This is a genomic window from Aestuariivirga litoralis (assembly GCF_003234965.1).
In the GTDB taxonomy this organism is placed as follows: Bacteria; Pseudomonadota; Alphaproteobacteria; order Rhizobiales; family Aestuariivirgaceae; genus Aestuariivirga; species Aestuariivirga litoralis.
Genome location: NZ_QKVK01000001.1, coordinates 586,002 through 603,583 on the forward strand (window position 1 = coordinate 586,002; position 17,582 = coordinate 603,583).

Annotated in this window: 19 protein-coding genes and 1 tRNA gene; 11 read left to right on the forward strand and 9 right to left on the reverse strand. The window is 65.7% G+C overall.

Going from position 1 to position 17,582, the window contains the following annotated elements; genetic code table 11:
- Both DK847_RS02850 and DK847_RS02855 read left to right on the forward strand, forming a co-directional pair.
- The gene (locus DK847_RS02850) at positions 1–1,050 is read left to right on the forward strand and encodes a threonine aldolase family protein (RefSeq protein ID WP_111196084.1); all 1,050 of its coding nucleotides are present in this window, start codon (positions 1–3) and stop codon (positions 1,048–1,050) included.
- A gap of 195 nt (positions 1,051–1,245) precedes the next feature.
- The gene (locus DK847_RS02855; protein WP_111196085.1) at positions 1,246–1,473 is read left to right on the forward strand and encodes a hypothetical protein; all 228 of its coding nucleotides are present in this window, start codon (positions 1,246–1,248) and stop codon (positions 1,471–1,473) included.
- A 58-nt stretch (positions 1,474–1,531) separates the two neighbouring features.
- Here DK847_RS02855 and DK847_RS02860 read toward each other — a convergent pair whose 3' ends face one another.
- Positions 1,532–1,990 carry an Hsp20 family protein gene (locus DK847_RS02860; RefSeq protein ID WP_111196335.1) on the reverse strand — a complete coding sequence of 153 codons (459 nt, stop codon included), beginning with the start codon at positions 1,988–1,990 and terminating at the stop codon, positions 1,532–1,534.
- A 235-nt stretch (positions 1,991–2,225) separates the two neighbouring features.
- Between DK847_RS02860 and DK847_RS20755 the strand changes: the two genes are divergently transcribed.
- The 3 genes from DK847_RS20755 (at position 2,226) to DK847_RS02875 (ending at position 4,389) form a co-directional block, all read left to right on the forward strand.
- A complete protein-coding gene (locus tag DK847_RS20755; protein ID WP_146256024.1) occupies positions 2,226–2,663 on the forward strand; it encodes a hypothetical protein in 438 nt (145 codons plus the stop codon).
- Between the two features lie 166 nt (positions 2,664–2,829).
- Positions 2,830–3,423 carry a hypothetical protein gene (locus DK847_RS20760; protein WP_193548171.1) on the forward strand — a complete coding sequence of 198 codons (594 nt, stop codon included), beginning with the start codon at positions 2,830–2,832 and terminating at the stop codon, positions 3,421–3,423.
- A gap of 39 nt (positions 3,424–3,462) precedes the next feature.
- On the forward strand, positions 3,463–4,389 hold the full coding sequence (locus DK847_RS02875; protein ID WP_111196087.1) for an alpha/beta fold hydrolase: 927 nt from the start codon (positions 3,463–3,465) through the stop codon (positions 4,387–4,389).
- Here DK847_RS02875 and DK847_RS02880 read toward each other — a convergent pair.
- The gene (locus DK847_RS02880) at positions 4,386–4,844 is read right to left on the reverse strand and encodes a J domain-containing protein (RefSeq protein ID WP_161957115.1); all 459 of its coding nucleotides are present in this window, start codon (positions 4,842–4,844) and stop codon (positions 4,386–4,388) included. The genes DK847_RS02875 and DK847_RS02880 overlap by 4 nt on opposite strands.
- A gap of 127 nt (positions 4,845–4,971) precedes the next feature.
- Here DK847_RS02880 and typA point away from each other — a divergent pair, with 127 nt between their 5' ends.
- From typA to ppa, 3 genes are all read left to right on the forward strand, one after another.
- The gene (gene typA, locus DK847_RS02885) at positions 4,972–6,804 is read left to right on the forward strand and encodes a translational GTPase TypA (RefSeq protein WP_111196088.1); all 1,833 of its coding nucleotides are present in this window, start codon (positions 4,972–4,974) and stop codon (positions 6,802–6,804) included.
- Positions 6,805–6,921: 117 nt separating this feature from the next.
- Positions 6,922–7,203, forward strand: coding sequence for a hypothetical protein (locus DK847_RS02890; protein WP_146256025.1), 282 nt, complete (start codon positions 6,922–6,924; stop codon positions 7,201–7,203).
- 172 nt (positions 7,204–7,375) lie between these two features.
- The gene (ppa, locus tag DK847_RS02895) at positions 7,376–7,912 is read left to right on the forward strand and encodes an inorganic diphosphatase (RefSeq protein ID WP_111196090.1); all 537 of its coding nucleotides are present in this window, start codon (positions 7,376–7,378) and stop codon (positions 7,910–7,912) included.
- 82 nt (positions 7,913–7,994) lie between these two features.
- Here the strand turns inward: ppa and DK847_RS02900 are convergent, their stop codons facing one another.
- Positions 7,995–9,392 carry a C1 family peptidase gene (locus DK847_RS02900; protein WP_146256026.1) on the reverse strand — a complete coding sequence of 466 codons (1,398 nt, stop codon included), beginning with the start codon at positions 9,390–9,392 and terminating at the stop codon, positions 7,995–7,997.
- A 145-nt stretch (positions 9,393–9,537) separates the two neighbouring features.
- Positions 9,538–11,076 (reverse strand): glucosyltransferase domain-containing protein, encoded by a 1,539-nt coding sequence (locus tag DK847_RS02905; protein ID WP_111196092.1) that lies wholly within the window; start codon positions 11,074–11,076, stop codon positions 9,538–9,540.
- Positions 11,077–11,297: 221 nt separating this feature from the next.
- On the opposite strand from DK847_RS02905, the gene DK847_RS02910 reads away from it, so the two are divergent.
- Both DK847_RS02910 and DK847_RS02915 read left to right on the forward strand, forming a co-directional pair.
- Positions 11,298–12,230 carry a glycosyltransferase family 2 protein gene (locus DK847_RS02910; RefSeq protein ID WP_111196093.1) on the forward strand — a complete coding sequence of 311 codons (933 nt, stop codon included), beginning with the start codon at positions 11,298–11,300 and terminating at the stop codon, positions 12,228–12,230.
- Complete coding sequence (locus tag DK847_RS02915; RefSeq protein ID WP_146256027.1) at positions 12,227–12,631, forward strand: GtrA family protein; 405 nt, start codon at positions 12,227–12,229, stop codon at positions 12,629–12,631. The genes DK847_RS02910 and DK847_RS02915 overlap by 4 nt, the downstream gene beginning before the upstream one ends.
- Positions 12,632–12,666: 35 nt before the next feature.
- Here DK847_RS02915 and folD read toward each other — a convergent pair whose 3' ends face one another.
- From folD to DK847_RS02930, 3 genes are read right to left on the reverse strand one after another with little or no spacing between them, the layout of a single operon-like run.
- Positions 12,667–13,545 carry a bifunctional methylenetetrahydrofolate dehydrogenase/methenyltetrahydrofolate cyclohydrolase FolD gene (gene folD / locus DK847_RS02920; protein ID WP_111196095.1) on the reverse strand — a complete coding sequence of 293 codons (879 nt, stop codon included), beginning with the start codon at positions 13,543–13,545 and terminating at the stop codon, positions 12,667–12,669.
- A gap of 2 nt (positions 13,546–13,547) precedes the next feature.
- A complete protein-coding gene (locus DK847_RS02925; RefSeq protein ID WP_111196096.1) occupies positions 13,548–13,874 on the reverse strand; it encodes a DUF167 family protein in 327 nt (108 codons plus the stop codon).
- Positions 13,871–14,173 (reverse strand): YggT family protein, encoded by a 303-nt coding sequence (locus DK847_RS02930; protein ID WP_425358674.1) that lies wholly within the window; start codon positions 14,171–14,173, stop codon positions 13,871–13,873. The genes DK847_RS02925 and DK847_RS02930 overlap by 4 nt, the downstream gene beginning before the upstream one ends.
- 122 nt (positions 14,174–14,295) lie before the next feature.
- Between DK847_RS02930 and DK847_RS02935 the strand changes: the two genes are divergently transcribed.
- Positions 14,296–14,371 (forward strand) — tRNA-Ala (locus DK847_RS02935).
- 76 nt (positions 14,372–14,447) lie between these two features.
- On the opposite strand, the gene DK847_RS02940 is transcribed toward DK847_RS02935, so the two are convergent.
- Both DK847_RS02940 and DK847_RS02945 read right to left on the reverse strand, forming a co-directional pair.
- Positions 14,448–16,133, reverse strand: a complete 1,686-nt coding sequence (locus tag DK847_RS02940) for a PQQ-dependent sugar dehydrogenase (RefSeq protein ID WP_161957116.1) — start codon at positions 16,131–16,133, stop codon at positions 14,448–14,450.
- Positions 16,134–16,430: 297 nt separating this feature from the next.
- Positions 16,431–17,582 (reverse strand): hypothetical protein, encoded by a 1,152-nt coding sequence (locus DK847_RS02945; protein ID WP_146256028.1) that lies wholly within the window; start codon positions 17,580–17,582, stop codon positions 16,431–16,433.

The following is a 17,582-nucleotide window of genomic DNA, read 5'->3' on the forward strand; positions in this document are numbered from 1 at the left end:
ATGAATTTCGCATCCGACAATGTCTATGGCGTGCACCCGAAGATTCTCGCTGCGCTGGCAGACGTGAATGGCGGCACGGCGCCCTCCTATGGCGGCGACGACCAGACGAAGCGCGCCGAGGAGATGCTGAAGGAGATCTTCGGCTGCGAACTGCGCGCCTTCCTCGTCACCAGCGGCACGGCGGCGAACGGCCTTGCGCTGTCGACCATCACGCCGGGCTTCGGCGCCATCTTCTGCAATGCGGAGGCCCACATCGCGGTCGACGAGTGCAACTCGCCGGAATTCTTCACCGGCGGCGCCAAGATCATCGGTCTCAACGGCCCCGGCGGCAAGATCACGCCGCGCCAAGTGGAGAAGGCGCTGAAGGGCTTCATCCGCGGCGAACATGACCCCAAGCCGAAGGGTGTCTCGCTCACCAATGCAACGGAACTCGGCACGGTCTATTCGCCGTCGGAGGTCAAGGCCTTCTCCGACCTGATCCGCCCGCGCGGCATGAAGCTGCACATGGATGGCGCGCGCTTCGCCAATGCGGTGGCAGGCCTGGGCTGCACGCCCGCCGAGCTCACCTGGAAATCCGGCGTCGACGTCCTGTCCTTCGGCGCCACCAAGAACGGCGCGATGATGCTGGAGGCCGTCGTGTTCTTCGACCTCGGGCTCGCCGAGGACTTCGCCTATCGCCGCATGCGCGGCGGGCAGCTGCTCTCCAAGAGCCGCTATCTGGGTGCCCAGATGATCGCCTATCTCGAGGATGGCCTGTGGCTGGAGAACGCCAGGCGCGCCAACGCGCTGGCGCAGAGGCTGGCAAAGGGCCTCACTGCGGGCGGCAAGGTGCGCATCCCCAACCCGGTTGAGGCCAACGAGGTTTTCGCGGTGATGCCGAAGACCATGTTCGACCGCCTGCAGGCCAGCGGTGCCAAGTTCTACGACTGGATGCCGGACAGCCTCGGCGACGCGATCAGGCCGGACGAGATCTTCGCGCGATTCGTTCTCTCCTTCGCGACGCCGGAGGAGGAGGTCGGGGCCTTCGCCAGGCTGGTGGCGGAGGGATAGCGGCCCCTCCTCGCCTCCCTCCGCGGCGCTAGACTTTCGGGTGCATGCGGCGCGACGGATCAACTTCTCTGGGAAAATGAGCTCACTTATTCGTTGATGACGCAACGTCAGTATTGATCTGGCGCAATTCACTGCATGTTCAGTCAAGTAAGATGGACAGCATTGAAATTGACAGCCAGATACGTGGCGAAACCGATGACCGACAAGACGACGCCCCCGTGCCTCCAGGCCCTTGACCTTGGCGACGTGGCAAGGATCGTCCAGGCGGTGTTTCCCGACTACTCCCTGTGCGAGTGCGCCCGCATGGTGGCCGTGCTTGTGCCGACGACCGGCTGTGTGTGTTCCCTGTGCGCGCCGGGAATCTATCCAGATTGCGTGCGCGACATCATCGCCCCGCCTGGCGACGCGGCCAGCGCCGCCTGACACGCAAAAGGCGCCCCCTTGCGGGAGCGCCCCTCGTTCACGTCACGCGGACGATCGTTCAGGCAGCCTTGCGGGCCTCGATGACCTTGGGGCTCTCGACACCGTTCACCGGGATGGTGCGCGGCTTCAGAGCTTCCGGCACCTCGCGCTTCAGCGCGACGTGGAGCAGGCCGTTCTCCATGCCGGCAGACTGCACATGCATGTGGTCGGCAAGCTGGAAGCGGCGCTCGAAGGCGCGCGACGCGATGCCCTGGTGGAGGAACTCGCCGGTCTGCTCCGGCTTGTCGGTCTTCTTGGCCGAAACGGTGAGGGCGCTGCCCTTCACTTCCACCGTGATGTCTTCCGGCGCGAAGCCGGCCACCGCCATGGTGATGCGGTAGTCGTCATCCGAGAGCTTCTCGATGTTGTAGGGCGGATAGCTGGGCGCGTCGAAGGCCTGGGCCTCGTTCAGCATGCGGGCGAGACGGTCATAGCCGACGGTCGAACGATAGAGGGGGGTGAGATCGAACATGGTCACATTCTCCTTGAGCAATGTCACAGATGGTGCCCGCCATTGGCCGGGCTGGTTTGCTTCACAGGCCCCGGATGGGCGCCTGCACTGCGAGAGATAGGAAGCCCCGCCCCTGTTTCAAGCCCCCGGGCCCCGAAGCTGAACGGTGGATGAACGGCTGGTTCGGGTTGGGTTCAATCTCGCCCGGCTAGTGTGCTGCCAACGATGACCGATGAGCGGCATCGCGTTGAGGAGCACCACCATGAAGGCCCTTTCGATCAAGACCCTGTTCGCCGCCGGTGCGCTTGCCGCAGCCCTGGCCGTCATTCCCGGTACCGAGGCACACGCCGATGTTGATGTCGGCCTCGCCATCTATCCGCCGGTCGCACCGCTCCATGTGGGCGGCTATGGCGGGGGCTATGGCGATGGCTATGACGGCGGTTATGAAGGCGGCTATAACGGTGGCTATAGCGGTGGCTATTACGGCGGCTGGAACCGCCCGCCGGCGCCGCCTGCCTATGGCGGCTGGGTGAGCTGCCGCGACGGCCGCCGCATTCTGTGGCGCTCGGGCTACCGCAATGTGGAGGTGGAGAGCTGCCGCCGCGGCTTCTATCGCTACACCGCCTGGCGCAACGGCAAGCAGTACCTGATGGCGGTCGACCGCGGGGGCGACGTGAGCCGCCTGCGCCGGATCTACTGAGCCGGGCCTGCGTTGGGGATGGCGGTGCGCCGCCATCCCGCCGCCGCAGAATGGCCATGAAACTTCACCACACAATGTCACCGCCAGCGGTTGCGCAACGCCGCGGCATCTGTTTCACTCAGGACGCGGGCCCGCGTATCGGCCCCGCGCCGCAAAGGTAAAGTAGATGTTCCGATCTTCGATCATTCGCGGGCTCAGCCTCGCGGCCCTGGGTCTGACGGCCTTCGGACTGATGCCGGAGAGCGCCATGGCCGGGGGCAACCACGGCGAGCCGCCGCCGGTCTACGAACAGAACTACTCGGGACCGCCGGTCATCCGCCGCATTCCCGGCCTGCGCATCCTGTTCGGCGACTATGCCTTGACCGAGGAGGAATACGACCAGCTCTACGAAAAGAAGAAGAACAAGAAAAAGAAGCAGATCGACGAGAGCTACTATGAGCCCGCGCCGGCCGCCCCGGCCAAGCCGAAGGCGGTGAAGCCCGCGGCCAAGACGGCCGCCCCCGCAACCGCAAAGCCGGCCACGGACCCAGCGCTGCCGCAGAAGACCGCCAACGCCGCGCCCGCCAAGCCTGCCGCCGGCGGGCCGCTGAGCTGCGAGAAGGCCACCGAGGTGGTGAGCAGCTATGGCTTCTCCAGCGTCGAGGCCTCGGCCTGCACCGGCAGCCTCTATGCCTTCAATGCCAAGCGCGGCGGCAAGAGCTTCGCCATCAAGCTCAACCCGGCGAGCGGCGAGCTGACCGAGGTCAAGAAGCTGCCCTGAGGCTTGCCCGCAACGGCACGCCACCGCTAATGTGGCGGCGTGCAAGCGACCCTCCATCCCACGCCCGAGAACCCGCTGCCGCCGGGTGCGGAATGCCTCGACCTGACGACGCGCGACAAGCAGCGGCTGCGGGTGATGAAGGCCGTTCCGGACAACCCGCGCGGCACCTTCGTGATCCTCGGCGGACGCGGCGACTTCATCGAGCGCTATTTCGAGACGGCGCGCGAGCTGATGGAGCGGGGCTTTGCCGTGGTCTGCCTCGACATGCGCGGCCAGGGCGGCTCGCAGCGCCCCAGGAGCCAGCCCTACCGCGATCGCACGCGCAGCTTCGGGGGCTTCGACGAGGACGTCCGCGCGTTGATGGAAGGCCTCGTGCTGACCTCCTGCCCGCCGCCCTATTATGCCCTGGGCCACTCGACCGGTGCCCACGTGCTGCTGCGGCTGCTGCGCGACAGGACGTGGTTTGCCCGCGCCATCCTGGTTTCGCCGCTGGTCGAGATCATCTATGGGCCATGGCCCCGGCCGGTGGCCACGCTGCTGGTCAATTTCATGTGGTTCACCGGGCTGGCCGACCGTTTCCTGCCCGGCGTGCGCAAGGTGCCGATGGGGCGGGCGGATTTTCCGGGAAATCCGCTGACCACCGACCGCCGCCGCTGGGAGCGCGACAGCGCCACGCTGGAACGGGCCCCCGAGCTCGGTCTTGGCGGCCCGACCTTCGGCTGGCTGGGCGCGGCGCGCAGCTCGATCGCCCGCCTGCGCCGGATGAAGAAGGCCCAGGCGCCGGTGCTGATCGTGGCGGCGGGTGCCGACCGCGTGGTGGGCAACGAGGGCATCCGCCGGCTGGCACGCAAGGTGCCGGGCGTGGCCCTGACCTTCATCCCCGATGCGAAACACGAAATCCTTGGCGAGTGCGACATGATCCGCCGCCAGTTCCTCGCCGCCCTCGACAGCTTCCTGCCGGCCTAGCTGCCGATCTGCTCGAAGGCAAGGTTGATGCGCACCAGCATGGCGCGCACATAGTCCATCACCTCCCCGGGAAGCTCGAAGGAGGCGATGCGGTCGGGGTGATAGAGCCTGGCCATGCGGTGATAGGCCTGGCGGATTTCCTCGGGGCTGGCCTCCTTCGACACCTTGAGCACGGCATATGGGTCGAAGCTGGGGGCGCCGGGGTTGCGGCCGTCGGGGTCCAGCTGGTCCGCCTTCGGCACATTGGCCGAACGCACCGAGCGGATGGTGGCCTTGGAGATGAAGAGCTGCTGGCCGGACGGCGACACCGCATCGAGGAAGGCATCGCCATTGTTGAGCGCATCCCCCAGCCGGTTGGACAGCGGCAGGCGGATCGACACCGTGACCACCGCGCCGTCGGTCTGGGTGACGAAGACGGGCGTGCGGTTGAACTTGTCGTCGCGTCCGGTGAACATTGCGATTCCCCTGGAAGTTGAATACATCGCCAGCGGTGAACCAACCGTTAAATTGCCTTTCGATGCTGCGCATGCTAAGCGCGCCGCAACCTCCCATTTCCACGCATGCAGAAAGTCAGTGCGCCTCATGAATTTGCGCAATATCGCCATCATTGCCCACGTCGACCACGGCAAGACCACGCTGATCGACCGTCTCCTGTCGCAGTCGGGCTCGTTCCGCGAGAACCAGAAGGTGGCCGAACGCGCCATGGACTCGAACGACCTGGAGCGTGAGCGCGGCATCACCATCCTGGCCAAGGTGACCTCGCTGAACTGGAAGGACACCCGCATCAACATCGTCGACACCCCCGGCCACGCCGATTTCGGCGGCGAGGTGGAACGCATCCTCAACATGGTGGACGGTGCCGTCCTTCTGGTGGACGCCGCCGAAGGCCCCATGCCGCAGACCAAGTTCGTGCTGCAGAAGGCCTTGAAGATCGGCCTCAGGCCCATCGTCTGCATCAACAAGATCGACCGTCCGGACGAGCGCCACAACGAGGTGGTGAACGAGGTCTTCGACCTCTTCGCCAATCTTGACGCGAACGAGGAGCAGCTCGACTTCCCGATCATCTACGGCTCCGCCAAGCAGGGCTGGATGTCGGACAGCCCGACCGGCTCGCAGGAGAACATGGCGCCGCTCTTCGACCTGATCGTCAAGCACTTCCATTCGCCCACGGTGGAAGAGGGCCCCTTCCGCATGCTGGTGACGACGATCGAATCCAACCCCTTCCTCGGCCGCGTGCTGACCGGTCGCGTGACCTCGGGCGCCATCAAGGCCAACCAGGCGGTGAAGGCACTGTCGCGCGATGGCAAGGTGGCCGAGCAGGGCCGCATTTCAAAGGTGCTCGCCTTCCGCGGACTGGAGCGCGTGCCGGTGGATGAAGCCGAAGCGGGCGACATCATCGCCATCTCCGGCCTCACCACCGCGACGGTGGCCGACACGATCTGCGACCCCTCCGTCACCGAGCCGATTTTCGCCCAGCCGATCGACCCGCCGACGCTGACCATGACCTTCCGCATCAATGACGGCCCGCTCGCCGGCAAGGAAGGCGACAAGGTGCAATCCCGCGTCATCCGCGAGCGCCTGCTGCGCGAGGCGGAGGGCAATGTCGCCCTCAAGGTGACGCCGTCGGAGAACGAGACCGACGCCTTCGAGGTGGCGGGCCGCGGCGAACTCCAGCTCGGCATCCTGATCGAGACCATGCGCCGCGAGGGCTTCGAGCTCACCGTCGGCCGTCCGCGCGTGGTGTTCAAGCAGGACGAGGAAACCGGCGAGCGCATGGAGCCGGTCGAGGAAGTGATCATCGACGTCGACGAGGCCTATACCGGCGCCGTCGTGCAGAAGCTCTCGGAGCGCAAGGGCGAGCTGAAGGACATGCGTCCCTCCGGCGTCGGCCGCCAGCGTATCGTGTTCCACGCGCCGACCCGCGGCCTGATCGGCTACCAGTCGGAACTCCTGTCCGACACGCGCGGCACGGCGATCTTCAACCGCATCTTCCACGGCTATGCGCCGCACTTCGGCGAGATCCCAGGCCGCCACACCGGCGCGCTGATCTCCAACAGCGATGGCGAGGCCGTGGCCTATGCCATCTTCAACCTGCAGGACCGCGGGCCGATGTTCATCGAGCATGGCACCAAGGTCTATCCCGGCATGATCGTGGGCGAGCACACCCGCGGCAATGACCTCGAGCTCAACGTCATCAAGGGCAAGAAGCTGTCCAACGTCCGCGCCGCCGGCAAGGACGAGGCGCTGATCCTGACGCCCCCCATCAAGATGTCGCTCGAGAAGGCGCTGGCCTATGTCGGCGAGGACGAGCTCGTCGAGGTAACGCCGAAGTCGATCCGCCTGCGAAAGGCCATCCTCGACCCGCACGAGCGCAAGAAGGTGAGCCGCCAGAAGGAAGCCGAGAGCGAGGCCTGAGGGCCTTCTCCGGCCGATGACGGCAATGTGAGGCGTGCCGGCCCCTCGCCCGCTTGGCGAGGGGAAAGACCGGGCGTAGCCTTGGCCAATCCAACCCGCAAGCGGAAGGACGCAGCCATGCTTCAGCCTTGCCGATCCCTTGCTCTCGCCGCTGTCGCCCTGCTGGCGGCAGCACTCCCCGTGTCGGCGATGAACCGCGAAGGCCATGACGACTGGATGCTGGACTTTCCGCCCGGCATCGAGGCCTTCACCGGCGGCAAGGACCAGAAGCCGCTGCCCAGCCCGCGCTGCCCGGTGAGCTGGGAAACGCTCAAGGACAATCCCTACGAACAGATCCCGCTGCCCAGCCATGGCTGCGGCCCGGCCCCCTCGGGCGGGAAGAACCAGACGGCGAAGTGACGCCAGCCCGCGCCCTCGGCTGCGGCGCAGCTCAGGCAGGCGAAGCCGCATGGATGAAGGCAGGCGAGCCGCCCGCCGCAAAGGTAGCGGGACACAGACAGAAGGAGGATAGCCAATTGCGCCGTGCCGTGGCAGAGAGGCCTCCACAAAGGTCAAATTCCAAGGAAGTCCCATGCGCATCGACGCCATTTCGATCGGCAAGAACCCCCCGAAGGAAGTCAACGTCATCGTCGAGGTGCCGGTCGGCGGCGAGCCGATCAAGTACGAGATGGACAAGGCGGCGGGCACCCTGGTGGTCGACCGCTTCCTCTATACCTCGATGCGCTATCCCGGCAATTACGGCTTCATCCCGCACACGCTGTCGGACGACGGCGACCCGATCGACGTGCTGATCGCCAACCAGCGCGGCATCATTCCCGGCGCCCTCGTTGCGGTGAAGCCGGTCGGCGTGCTCAAGATGCAGGACGAGGCGGGCCATGACGAGAAGATCGTCGCCGTGCCCACCGCCAAGCTGACCAGGCGCTACGAGAACGTGCATGAATACACCGACCTGCCCGACATCACGCTGAAGCAGATCGAGCACTTCTTCGAACACTACAAGGACCTCGAGCCCGGCAAGTGGGTGAAGGTCGTGGGCTGGGGCAATGCGGCCGAAGCCGAGCAGATGATCCTCGACGCCATCGAGCGCGCCAAGAAGGCGAAGGCCTGAGCCTTCTCGATGTCCGGGCAGGCGAAGGCCTGAGCCTTCGCAATGTCCGGGCGGCCGAAGGCCCGAGCCTTCGCCGTGCTGCTCAGTTGACCGTCACCACCGCGCCGGTGGGGCCAAGGATGGTGGCGCCCTGCATGGTGGCGGGCGAGATGTCGCCCGACTTCTTGAGCTTCTTCACCTTGATCTTGCCGGTATAGGTGACGGCGGAGCCGACGAGCGGCGTGGTCTTGAGGGTGAGCTTGTATTCGCCGGCGAGGAAGGACTTGCCGTCGCTGCGCTTCAGATAGGCATAGCCGGCGCTGATGTGCTGGCCATAGACGGCCCTGACCTCATAGGATGATCCCGGCTCCTGCAGCCACACCTCGTTGAGCTTGAGCGGCCCTGCGAAGGCGAGGTCGACGATGAGATAGACGCTGGTGTCGTCGGTCTTGGGCGTCCACTGGTAGGAACGGACCACCGTGGCGGTCGTGGCGTTCACCACCGACGCGCCAAGCCGCAGCTTGCCCAGCGTGTCCGGCACCGGATAGGCCACCGCCGCCATCGCCTGGGTGGCGCTGAAGGTGCCGTAGGACCAGTAGGCCTGCCCCGGGGGTGCGGCGGAGCCCGAACCCGAGGGCGGCCAGTTGAGGCCGAAGCTGTTCTGCACCAGCAGCGCGCCGCGTTCCTTGTCCTTGCCCGCCTTGTCGTCATAGCCGACGATCAGCTGGCCATGGCCGCTGTTGGGCACCACGGCTGTTTCATAGATGACGCCGCTCTTGAAGGCCGGGCGCTTGGCATAGCCGCACAGCACCGACCCGGTGAAGGCAACGGCCTGCCCGCTCTGCACATGCGCCCTGATCTGGTCCACCGCGCCGGCATTGCCGGTGACCGGGATCACCGCATAGCTGCCGATCAGGAAACGCGTCATGCTGGGACGGTCGCCGGTGTTGATGTTGTTGAGATAGGTGCAGTTGGACTGGTAGGGAACCTGGGTCCGGCTGGGGGCGCCCGCGCCCGCCAGCTGCTCCAGATAGTCGAGGCTGCGCGAGCCCTGCGGGCATTGCCGGCCGGCGCGCTTCTGGATCAGCGCATAGAGCCAGGCGGCGCTGGCCGAATTCTGCGGCTGGCTGGCATCCCACTTCTGGGCGCCCGTGCTGGTGCGTGCGGCGGTGTAGGAGCCGAGACCATAGCCGTAGGATTGCGCCTCGCAGGTGCCCGGAGAGCCGGGCTCCGCCGTCGAGCCCTGCTGGGCCACGGCCGGGAGGTTGCTGAGCATGGCCTGCTTGGGCAGGTTGCCGACGGGCTTGCCCTTCTTGCCGGTGAGCGCCTGGGGCGGCAGGGCCTTCACCGCGTTGACGATGTCGGACAGCGACAGCACCACGCCGTAATTGGCCGATGCTTCGCAACTGGCGGCCCGGGCGGCGGTGGCGCCGCCGAGCAGGACGGCTGCCGACAGGAGGCCGGCGAAAGCACGTTTCAGAGGGCGAACGGGGCGGCGCATGGGCTTGCCTTCCATGATGCGGATCACTCGAAGCTAAACCCAAACGGGCCTTTTGCAAAGGTTTGCATAAAGGTTTGCATAGAGGATTGTCAGAAGACTGGCGATAACGACGGGCCCAGGATGGGGGCCCGGGATCGGCGCCGGCCTATTTCAGCACCACCACGAAGCGCTCCCGGTCCAGCCGCAGCAGGGTGGCGGAGCCGACGGGCAAGGTCTCGAGGTCCGCCTTGAACATGGCCTTTTCATTGTCGGTGAGGGTGAAGATCCGCTGTGTGGGGTCGCGCTCGAGCAGTGTCAGGCTGAGCAGCGGGCCGAGGGCCTGGGTGCACTGGAAGGCGCTGCACATTTCCCGGCTGCGCACCCAGCGTGGCGTGTCGCCGCTGTCGTAGCTGCCGAGCAGCGCGATCTTCCAGTTGATGACGCCGGAGGCGCGGATGGTGGCGAGGAACTGCGTCATGGTGGAGACGTCGCGCCGGTTGAGATTGGCGAGGTGCACCTGCGCGGACGACAAGGCCGCGGCCGAGATCACCACCACCATGGCACCCGCCACACCCGCCACCCAGCGGCCCGCGGCATTGCCCAGCGGCACCGTGAGCGCGACGGCCGCGACGAAACACGGCACCAGCGCCAGCGGCCAGACCGCCGCATAGTGGAAGGGAAAATTGCGCGACACGAGGCCCAGTGCCAGTGGCAGGGCGGAGAGCAGCAAACCCCCCGCCACGAGTGCGGCGACGCGCGCCACGTCACGCGCGAAGAGGCTCTGCAGCAGTGCGGCGGCGGCCATCACCCAGACCAGCGCCTTCACCACGCCGGGAAACAGGTAGTGTGACTGGAACAGGAACATCTTCCAGTAATCGAGGTAGCGCAGCAGCAGCCCGATGCTGTCCTGCGGGCTGGAGACGAGACCATCGGTGCCGATGTTGCCGGCACGGGTGAGGCTGGCGCCGGTGATGGCGAGCGCTGCGAAGATGATGCCGACACCCACGGCCCCCGCCAGAAGCAGGCTGAGCACCATCGGCCACAGGCTGGCGAACAGGCCGCGGCCATCCTGCAGGCGGGCCCGGATCGCCTCGATGAGGGCGACGCCGCACATGAGGAAGACGAGCTCGTTGCGGGTGGCGATGGCCACGCCCCCCGCGAGGGCCCCCAGCGGCAGGGCATGCCAGCGGCCCTTCATTCCCTCGGGTCCGGCGGGCGCAATGGTGAGGAACCAGAAGCTGAGCAGCACGAAGGCAAGCGACAGCGGCAGCTGGTTCACCGTAAAGTGCATGTGCTCCACCAGCAGCGGACTGCTGATGAACAGCGACAGGATGAGCAGCCGCAGCCAGGGCGATGCCGTCCACCGCCGGAACACCACGAAAATGAAGACCGTCATCGTGGCGTAGAACAGCACGGTGTCGAAGGGGTGCAGCGGATAGGCCCTGAGTGCCAGCGCCGAGACCAGCGCGAAAACGGGGCGGCCGGAGGACACGGTCAGCGTGGTCTGGTAGTCGGCGATGCCGGCATAGGCCCACCATTGATCCACCGCCATCAGGTTCTGGAACATGAAGCCGCCGCCGGCGGCGAGGATGACGATGACGAGATAGAGACCGGCCTGACGCAGGAAGGCATTGAGATCGCCCAGCGCCGCGCCGATCGCACCGCCGAGAGATGTCTCCGAACCTGCCGATGGAACCGCCTGCATGGCCCCCCCGTGCCCCAGCTTGCGGCATGACTATGCGTGGATTCGCAGGGCAAGCAAGCGCCGCCGCGGCGGGTGCAACTTTCACACGAACGAGCCGAAGCTTCGGCGCGGTGGCAAACCGGTCGCGCTGCCCGCGCCTTGCGCGGCGCAGAAGCGGAGGCTATTCAGGGCCGATCGTCAGGATACTGAGAATATCCGGAATTTTCCCTGGGGCTGGACGCATGGTGAAACTGTCGCTGATCGTCCCGGTGCTGAACGAGGCAGAGGCCATCGGCCCCTTCGCCGACCGCGTGGCCGGCGTCTTCGCACCCCATCCCGACATCGCGGTTGAGCTGGTCTTCGTCAATGACGGCAGCAGCGATGCGTCGCTGGCGGCCATGCTGGCGGTGAAGAAGCCCGGCCTGCGGGTGCGCGTCATCGACCTCAGCCGCAATTTCGGCAAGGAAGCGGCCCTGACGGCAGGGCTTCAGCACGCCGGCGGCGACGTGGTGGTGCCGATCGACGTCGACCTTCAGCACCCGCCGGAGGTGATCCTCGAGATGCTGGCCAAATGGCGCGAGGGCTATGAGGTGGTGCTGGGCCGCCGCACCGACCGCGCCAGTGAGCCCTGGGCGCGCGGCAAGCTCGCCGCCCTGTTCTACCGCCTCCACAACCGCATCGCCTCGCCGCAGATCCCCGAGAATGTCGGCGACTTCCGGCTGATGGACCGGCGCGTGGTGGAGGCGCTGCGCCAGCTCCCTGAATCGCAGCGCTTCATGAAGGGGCTGTTCGCCTGGGTGGGCTTCCGCACCGCATCCGTCGACTACAGCTGCGCCCCGCGCGTGGCGGGCCGCAGCAGGTTCAGCGGCTGGAAGCTGTGGAACTTCGCCATCGAGGGCGTCACCAGCTTCAGCTCCTATCCGCTGCGGGTATGGACCTATCTCGGCATCCTGGTGTCGCTCGCCGCCTTCGTCTTCGCCGTGATCGTGATCTTCCAGGTGCTGATCTACGGCATCGACGTGCCGGGCTATGCCTCGCTGTTCGTGGCGGTGAACCTGCTGGGCGGCATGCAGCTGATCGGCATCGGCATCATGGGCGAATACCTGGGGCGCAACTATTTCGAATCGAAGCGTCGCCCGGTCTATCTCGTGCGCCACATCTACGAAGACCCGTGAGTGCCGGGCGCGGCATGCTGCGCGAGGCGCTGCTGGGCCTGCGCTTCGGCATCGTGGGCGTGGCGGCGAGCCTCACCCATTTCGCGGTTCTCACCGCACTCCTCAGCCTTGCGAAGGCGGGGCCCGTGCTTGCCAACACCTGCGCCTATGCCCTGGCGCTGGGCGTGTCCTTCACGGGGCACCATTTCTGGACCTTCCGCACCGGCGGGCCGCTGGTGAGGTCCTTCCTCCGCTTCCTCGGCGCATCGGGCGGCGCCTATGTGGTCAGCACGCTGGTGCTGGTGGCGCTGCTGCGCGCCACGGCCCTGCCCGATGCCATGGCAGCCCTGCTGGCGGTGGCGGTCATGCCGCTCGTCACATTCCTGGCGCACCGCTTCTGGGTGTTCCGCCGCCGCGACTGAGGGCAAGGGCCCGGGCCCCAAGCCCGGGCGCGCGCTTACATGGCGGGCTGTTCGATGCCCCTCGCCGCGCAGGCGGCCTTCACCGTGTTGTAGAGCAGGCAGGCGATGGTCATGGGGCCCACGCCGCCGGGGACGGGCGTGATGGCGCCCGCCACCTTCTCGCAGGAGGCATAGTCGCAGTCACCCACCAGCTTGCCCTTGCCGTCGCGCTCGATGCGGTTGATGCCGACGTCGATCACGGTGGCGCCCGGCTTCAGCCAGTCGCCCTTGACCATCTCCGGACGGCCCACAGCGGCGATCACGAGATCGGCGCGGCGCACGACGCCCGGCAGGTCCTTGGTCTTGGAGTGGGCAATGGTGACGGTGCAGTTCTCGGCCAGCAGCAGCTGCGCCACCGGCTTGCCGACGATGTTGGAGCGGCCGATCACCACCGCCTCCAGCCCGTCGAGCGAGCCCAGCACGTCCTTGGCCAGCATGACGGAGCCCACCGGCGTGCAGGGCACCAGCGAGTCCTGCCCCGTCGACAGCTTGCCGACATTGACGACGTGGAAGCCATCGACGTCCTTCGCCGGCGAGATGGCGGTCAGAACCTTCATCGAATCGATGTGCTTGGGCAGCGGCAGCTGCACCAGGATGCCATGCACGGCGGGGTCGTTGTTCAGCTTCTCGACCAGCGCCAGCACGTCCTTCTCGGAGGTCTCGGCGGGGAGCTTGTGCTCCCACGAGTTCATGCCGACCTCGACCGTCTGCTTGGCCTTGTTGGCCACATAGACCTTGGAGGCCGGATCCTCGCCCACCAGCACCACCGCCAGGCCGGGGGTGAAGCCATGCTGCGACTTGAGGCTGTCCACGGCCTTGGCGATCCGCCCCCTGAGGCCCTCCGCGAAGGCCTTGCCGTCAATCACTTTCGCCATATTCAATTTTCCTTCCCTGCATTCACTTTCCCGGCAATCAATGCCTCAAGTTCCGCGGGATTTCCAGTGACCAGAATGGTCTTGTTGCGCTCGGTTTCGCCCGCAACGAGCTGGAAGGCCGATTTGGGCATCCGGCAGGCCTTGGCGAGGGTTTCGATAACCGCCTTGTTGGCCCGGCCCTTGTCCGGCACCGCCGTCACCTTCACGGCCAGCGACACCGCCCCGTCGGCGGCGACATGGAGCCCTCCCACCTCGTCGCGGGACGATTTGGGGGTGACGCGGACAGTGAGCAGGAGCCCGCCCTTGCCGGGGCGGAGAGGCGTGGTCACGCCCAGCCGAGATTGACGAAGACCCGGGTCACCAGCATGCCGAAGAACTGCATGGCGATGAGCAGCACGATGGGCGAGATGTCGATGCCGCCCAGGTCCGGCAGGACGCGGCGGATCGGCCGGAGCAGCGGCTCGGTCAGCCGCTCCAGCGCATAGCCGATCTGGCGCACATAGGGGTTGGAGCGGTTGACGATGCCGAAGGCCACAAGCCAGCTCATCACCACCATCGCCAGGATGATCCAGAAATAGATGTTGATGACCGTCAAGATCAGCCACAGGAAGGGGTTCATCGACATCATGGACGTTGAGGCCTTTCGGATCGTTTTGTCGAGATGTAGGCGCGGGGCGGCCCGCAAGCAAGCTTGACGCTGCCCCGGCCACGGACTAGAAACCGCTCCGCCTGTGGACACAGCCTTGAAAAGGGGCGGTAGCTCAGTTGGGAGAGCGCGGCGTTCGCAATGCCGAGGTCAGGGGTTCGATCCCCCTTCGCTCCACCAGGCCATTCAACCACGATGCTGTCGGACGCTGGCCCTGCCACTGCGGGCAATGCCAGGGATGTGCCGTGCCGCAAGGCTATGGCGCGGAGAGTTTCCCGATCAGGTCCACCAGCATGCGCCTCAGTTCAGGGTCCCGGACGGCCTTGGCGGCCATCGGGGTGCCGGGCGCCATGCGCTCCGGATCGGCGAGGAAGGCGTCCAGCGTTTCCGCCGTCCAGACCGTGCCCATCGCCTTCAGGCTAGGCGAGTAGTCCACCCCCGGCACGCTTGCCGCCGTCCGCCCGATGATGCCGGTGAAGGGTATCCGTCCGCCGGTTGCGTCGCTGACGGCGAGGGCGTGGCACATGAGGCATTGTTGCAGGGCCTCGCGCGCCGGCTCCGGCGCGGCCGCCATGATCGCCTGTATCCTGCCGTCGCGGTCCTTCTCGAGCACGATGATCTCATAGTCGTCGGTGAGGATGGCGATGCGGCCGCCCGGCATCTGGACCATGTCGCGCAGGCGCTGGTTCAGGAGGATCGGTTCGTCATAGAGCACGCTGTCGCCATCGAGCCGCAGCCGGTGCAGCGTGTGCTGCTTGAGCGAGCCGACGAGAAGATCGCCGTCCCATTCCTCGGCGAAGCCGCGGGCTTCCATCAGCTGGCTGATGCCGATGGACGGAACATAGGCGAAGACCGGCTTCTGATACTGCGAATGGTCTCCCCGCTTCTTCGCCAGGAACCAGTCGCCGCCACCATAGCTGGTGCCCAGTGTTTCATATGGCCAGCCATAATTCACCCCATCGCGCACCAGGTTGATTTCATCGCCACCCTGCGGCCCGTGTTCGGTTTCGAAGATGCGGCCATCGCCAGTGATGGCGAGCCCCTGCCCATTGCGGTGACCGGTCGAGAAATGCCGGTGCGCGCCTGTTGAGAAATCGATTTCAACTATCTTGCCAATATCGCTCTTGGGGTCCTGCACGGAGCCCTCGACCTGGTTGACGCCGCCATAGAGATCGAAATCGCCGACCGTCACCAGCAGCGTGTGGTCGGAGGTCTGGACAAGGCGGCCACCTGCCTGAAGCCCGTTGAAGACGGAATCGTCGTTCATGTGAGGCCCGATGCAGGGCGTGGCTTCGAAGACCGGCTTCACGCTGGTCGGTTTCGCATCGAGATCGAGAATGGCGACCGCGAACTGGAAGCACTTGTAGGCGTCGTTCCACCGCGTGTAGGACACGGCCGTCCTGCCGTCCTGCAGGCGAAGCAGGTCGAGAAGCTTGAGGCTCGGGTTGTCCTGGGTCGCGGTGCTCGGTTCGGCCGACATCATTTCCGTCCAGAACATCGGAAGGTCGAAGCCGGTGTCTTCGATCGAGATGTCCGGCTGAAGCTTCAGCTTGTAGAAGCGGCCGCTGCAATGTCCGAGCAGCAGGCCGTCACCATCCACCTCGATTGCGCCCGGCGTGTTGACATCGAAGGGGCAACGCGGAATCCCGAGCAGCGCATAGCGTGACACCTTGAGGTCGATCAGGCCCGTTGACAGCAGTGTCGTGCCAAGCGCCGAGATCTCCGCACCACCCGCCTGCGCATCGGCACCCACACCCAGCTTCACCTTGATGGAATTGCCGATGGCCCGCGCCGTGCTGCCGATGAACTTGCTCGTTTCGGCGATCGCACCGTCGGGACGCTCGACGTCATACAGGACGAGGGGAACGAGCAAGCCCGTCGTCACGAGCAGCAAGAACCCGGCGACGAACCACGCGATCCAATGTCTCTTCGAGTAACTCATCTGCCCCATCCGCGATGCTGCCGGATTCCGAAGACGATCGCTCCACGGAATTCCGCTGTCGGGCGCAGGGGTATTTCCCCGCCCCTGGCTGAGGCAGCACGTGTTCTCGGTTCGTGATCGCTTGTTGCCCGGAAGGACGGATTGGGAAAGAAAGGGCCAAAAGTCAATACGTGAAGCAGCCCATGCGCTTTCACGAACGACTCCAGACGGGGATACGGGGGGCTCTGGCACCGCCGGCCCCCCATCCTCAATCTGTGGGCATCCGGCCTCCAGAGACCGGGCGCGGGCAACGCCTGACTAGTGGACGAAGACGCATCCCAGGAAGTCGTACTTCGAACCAAGCGGCGCACTCAGGGCACTGCTTTCAATGTCGATCCGCCCGCCATTCCAGCAATCGAAGCTATTGGTCCAGTTCAGCATCTTTGGCAATGTCGACACACCGTTCCAGTCCACGAAGTGGAGCGACGAACCCGTCCCGGCCTGTACGTCGCCCGAGGTGTTCGAAAGTGTGACGGTGTCGAACATCACCCTGCTCTGCTCCGCGTTCAAGCCGATGTTGTTGCCATTGATCGTCGTGCGCGCGAAAATCACGTCGCTTTGGTTGAGCCAGACGCCGTTGGCGCCGTAGATGATGACGGCATTTTCCACCGTTCCGCGCGATTGCGAGAAGCTGATGCCCGTGTCGGTGATGTTGCGGATGCGCAAGTTCAGCCTTGATGTGGTCTTGTTCCAGATCTTGAAATCGCAGAGGTTGCCACCGATGCCATAGCGGCTCTGCTCGACCGTCATGAACCCGTTCGTCGGTCCGCTTGCCTTCGCCTGCACGCGAAGGCTTGCGCCCTGGCCGCAGCTGATACCGGCACCGGGGCTCTTCACATAGGCTTCGAAGGCGCCGGTGGGACCAGCGGGAAAGGCCGGATCGCCTTCGACGACGAGCGTCGAGGAACCCCAAACATCGAGGCCGGATCCATAGCCCCCGACAACCCGGCTGTTCGTGACCTTGGCGGTGCCACCCCAGACGCCGACGACGGCTTCCACATTGGGGGCGCTGAGGTCGCTTGAAATCACCGTCAGCATTCCGCCCTTGTTGGTTTCGACAAGCGTATCTGCCGCGCCCGTCGCATTGTTCAAGACCATCTTGCGGAGCGTGACGTCACCCAGCGCGTTGACAGCGGGAAGCAGGACGTTGGCAGGCGTGATCTTGGAAGTGGCCGTAGCACCCACGATGACGATGGTCTTGCCCTGCGGGACGACGATGTTCTCGTTGCAGGTTCCGGACACGTTTATGGTCGCCACGGTCCCGGCAACAACCGCATCGATGGTTGCCTGCAGCTTGACCGTGGAGGAACAGGTTATGTTCGTCGTCGTGGTGGTGAGAGCGGAGCCCGGGACGGCGGACAGGGCGAGCGAGGCACTTGCAAACAGCAAAACGGCAAGTTTGTTTCCCAT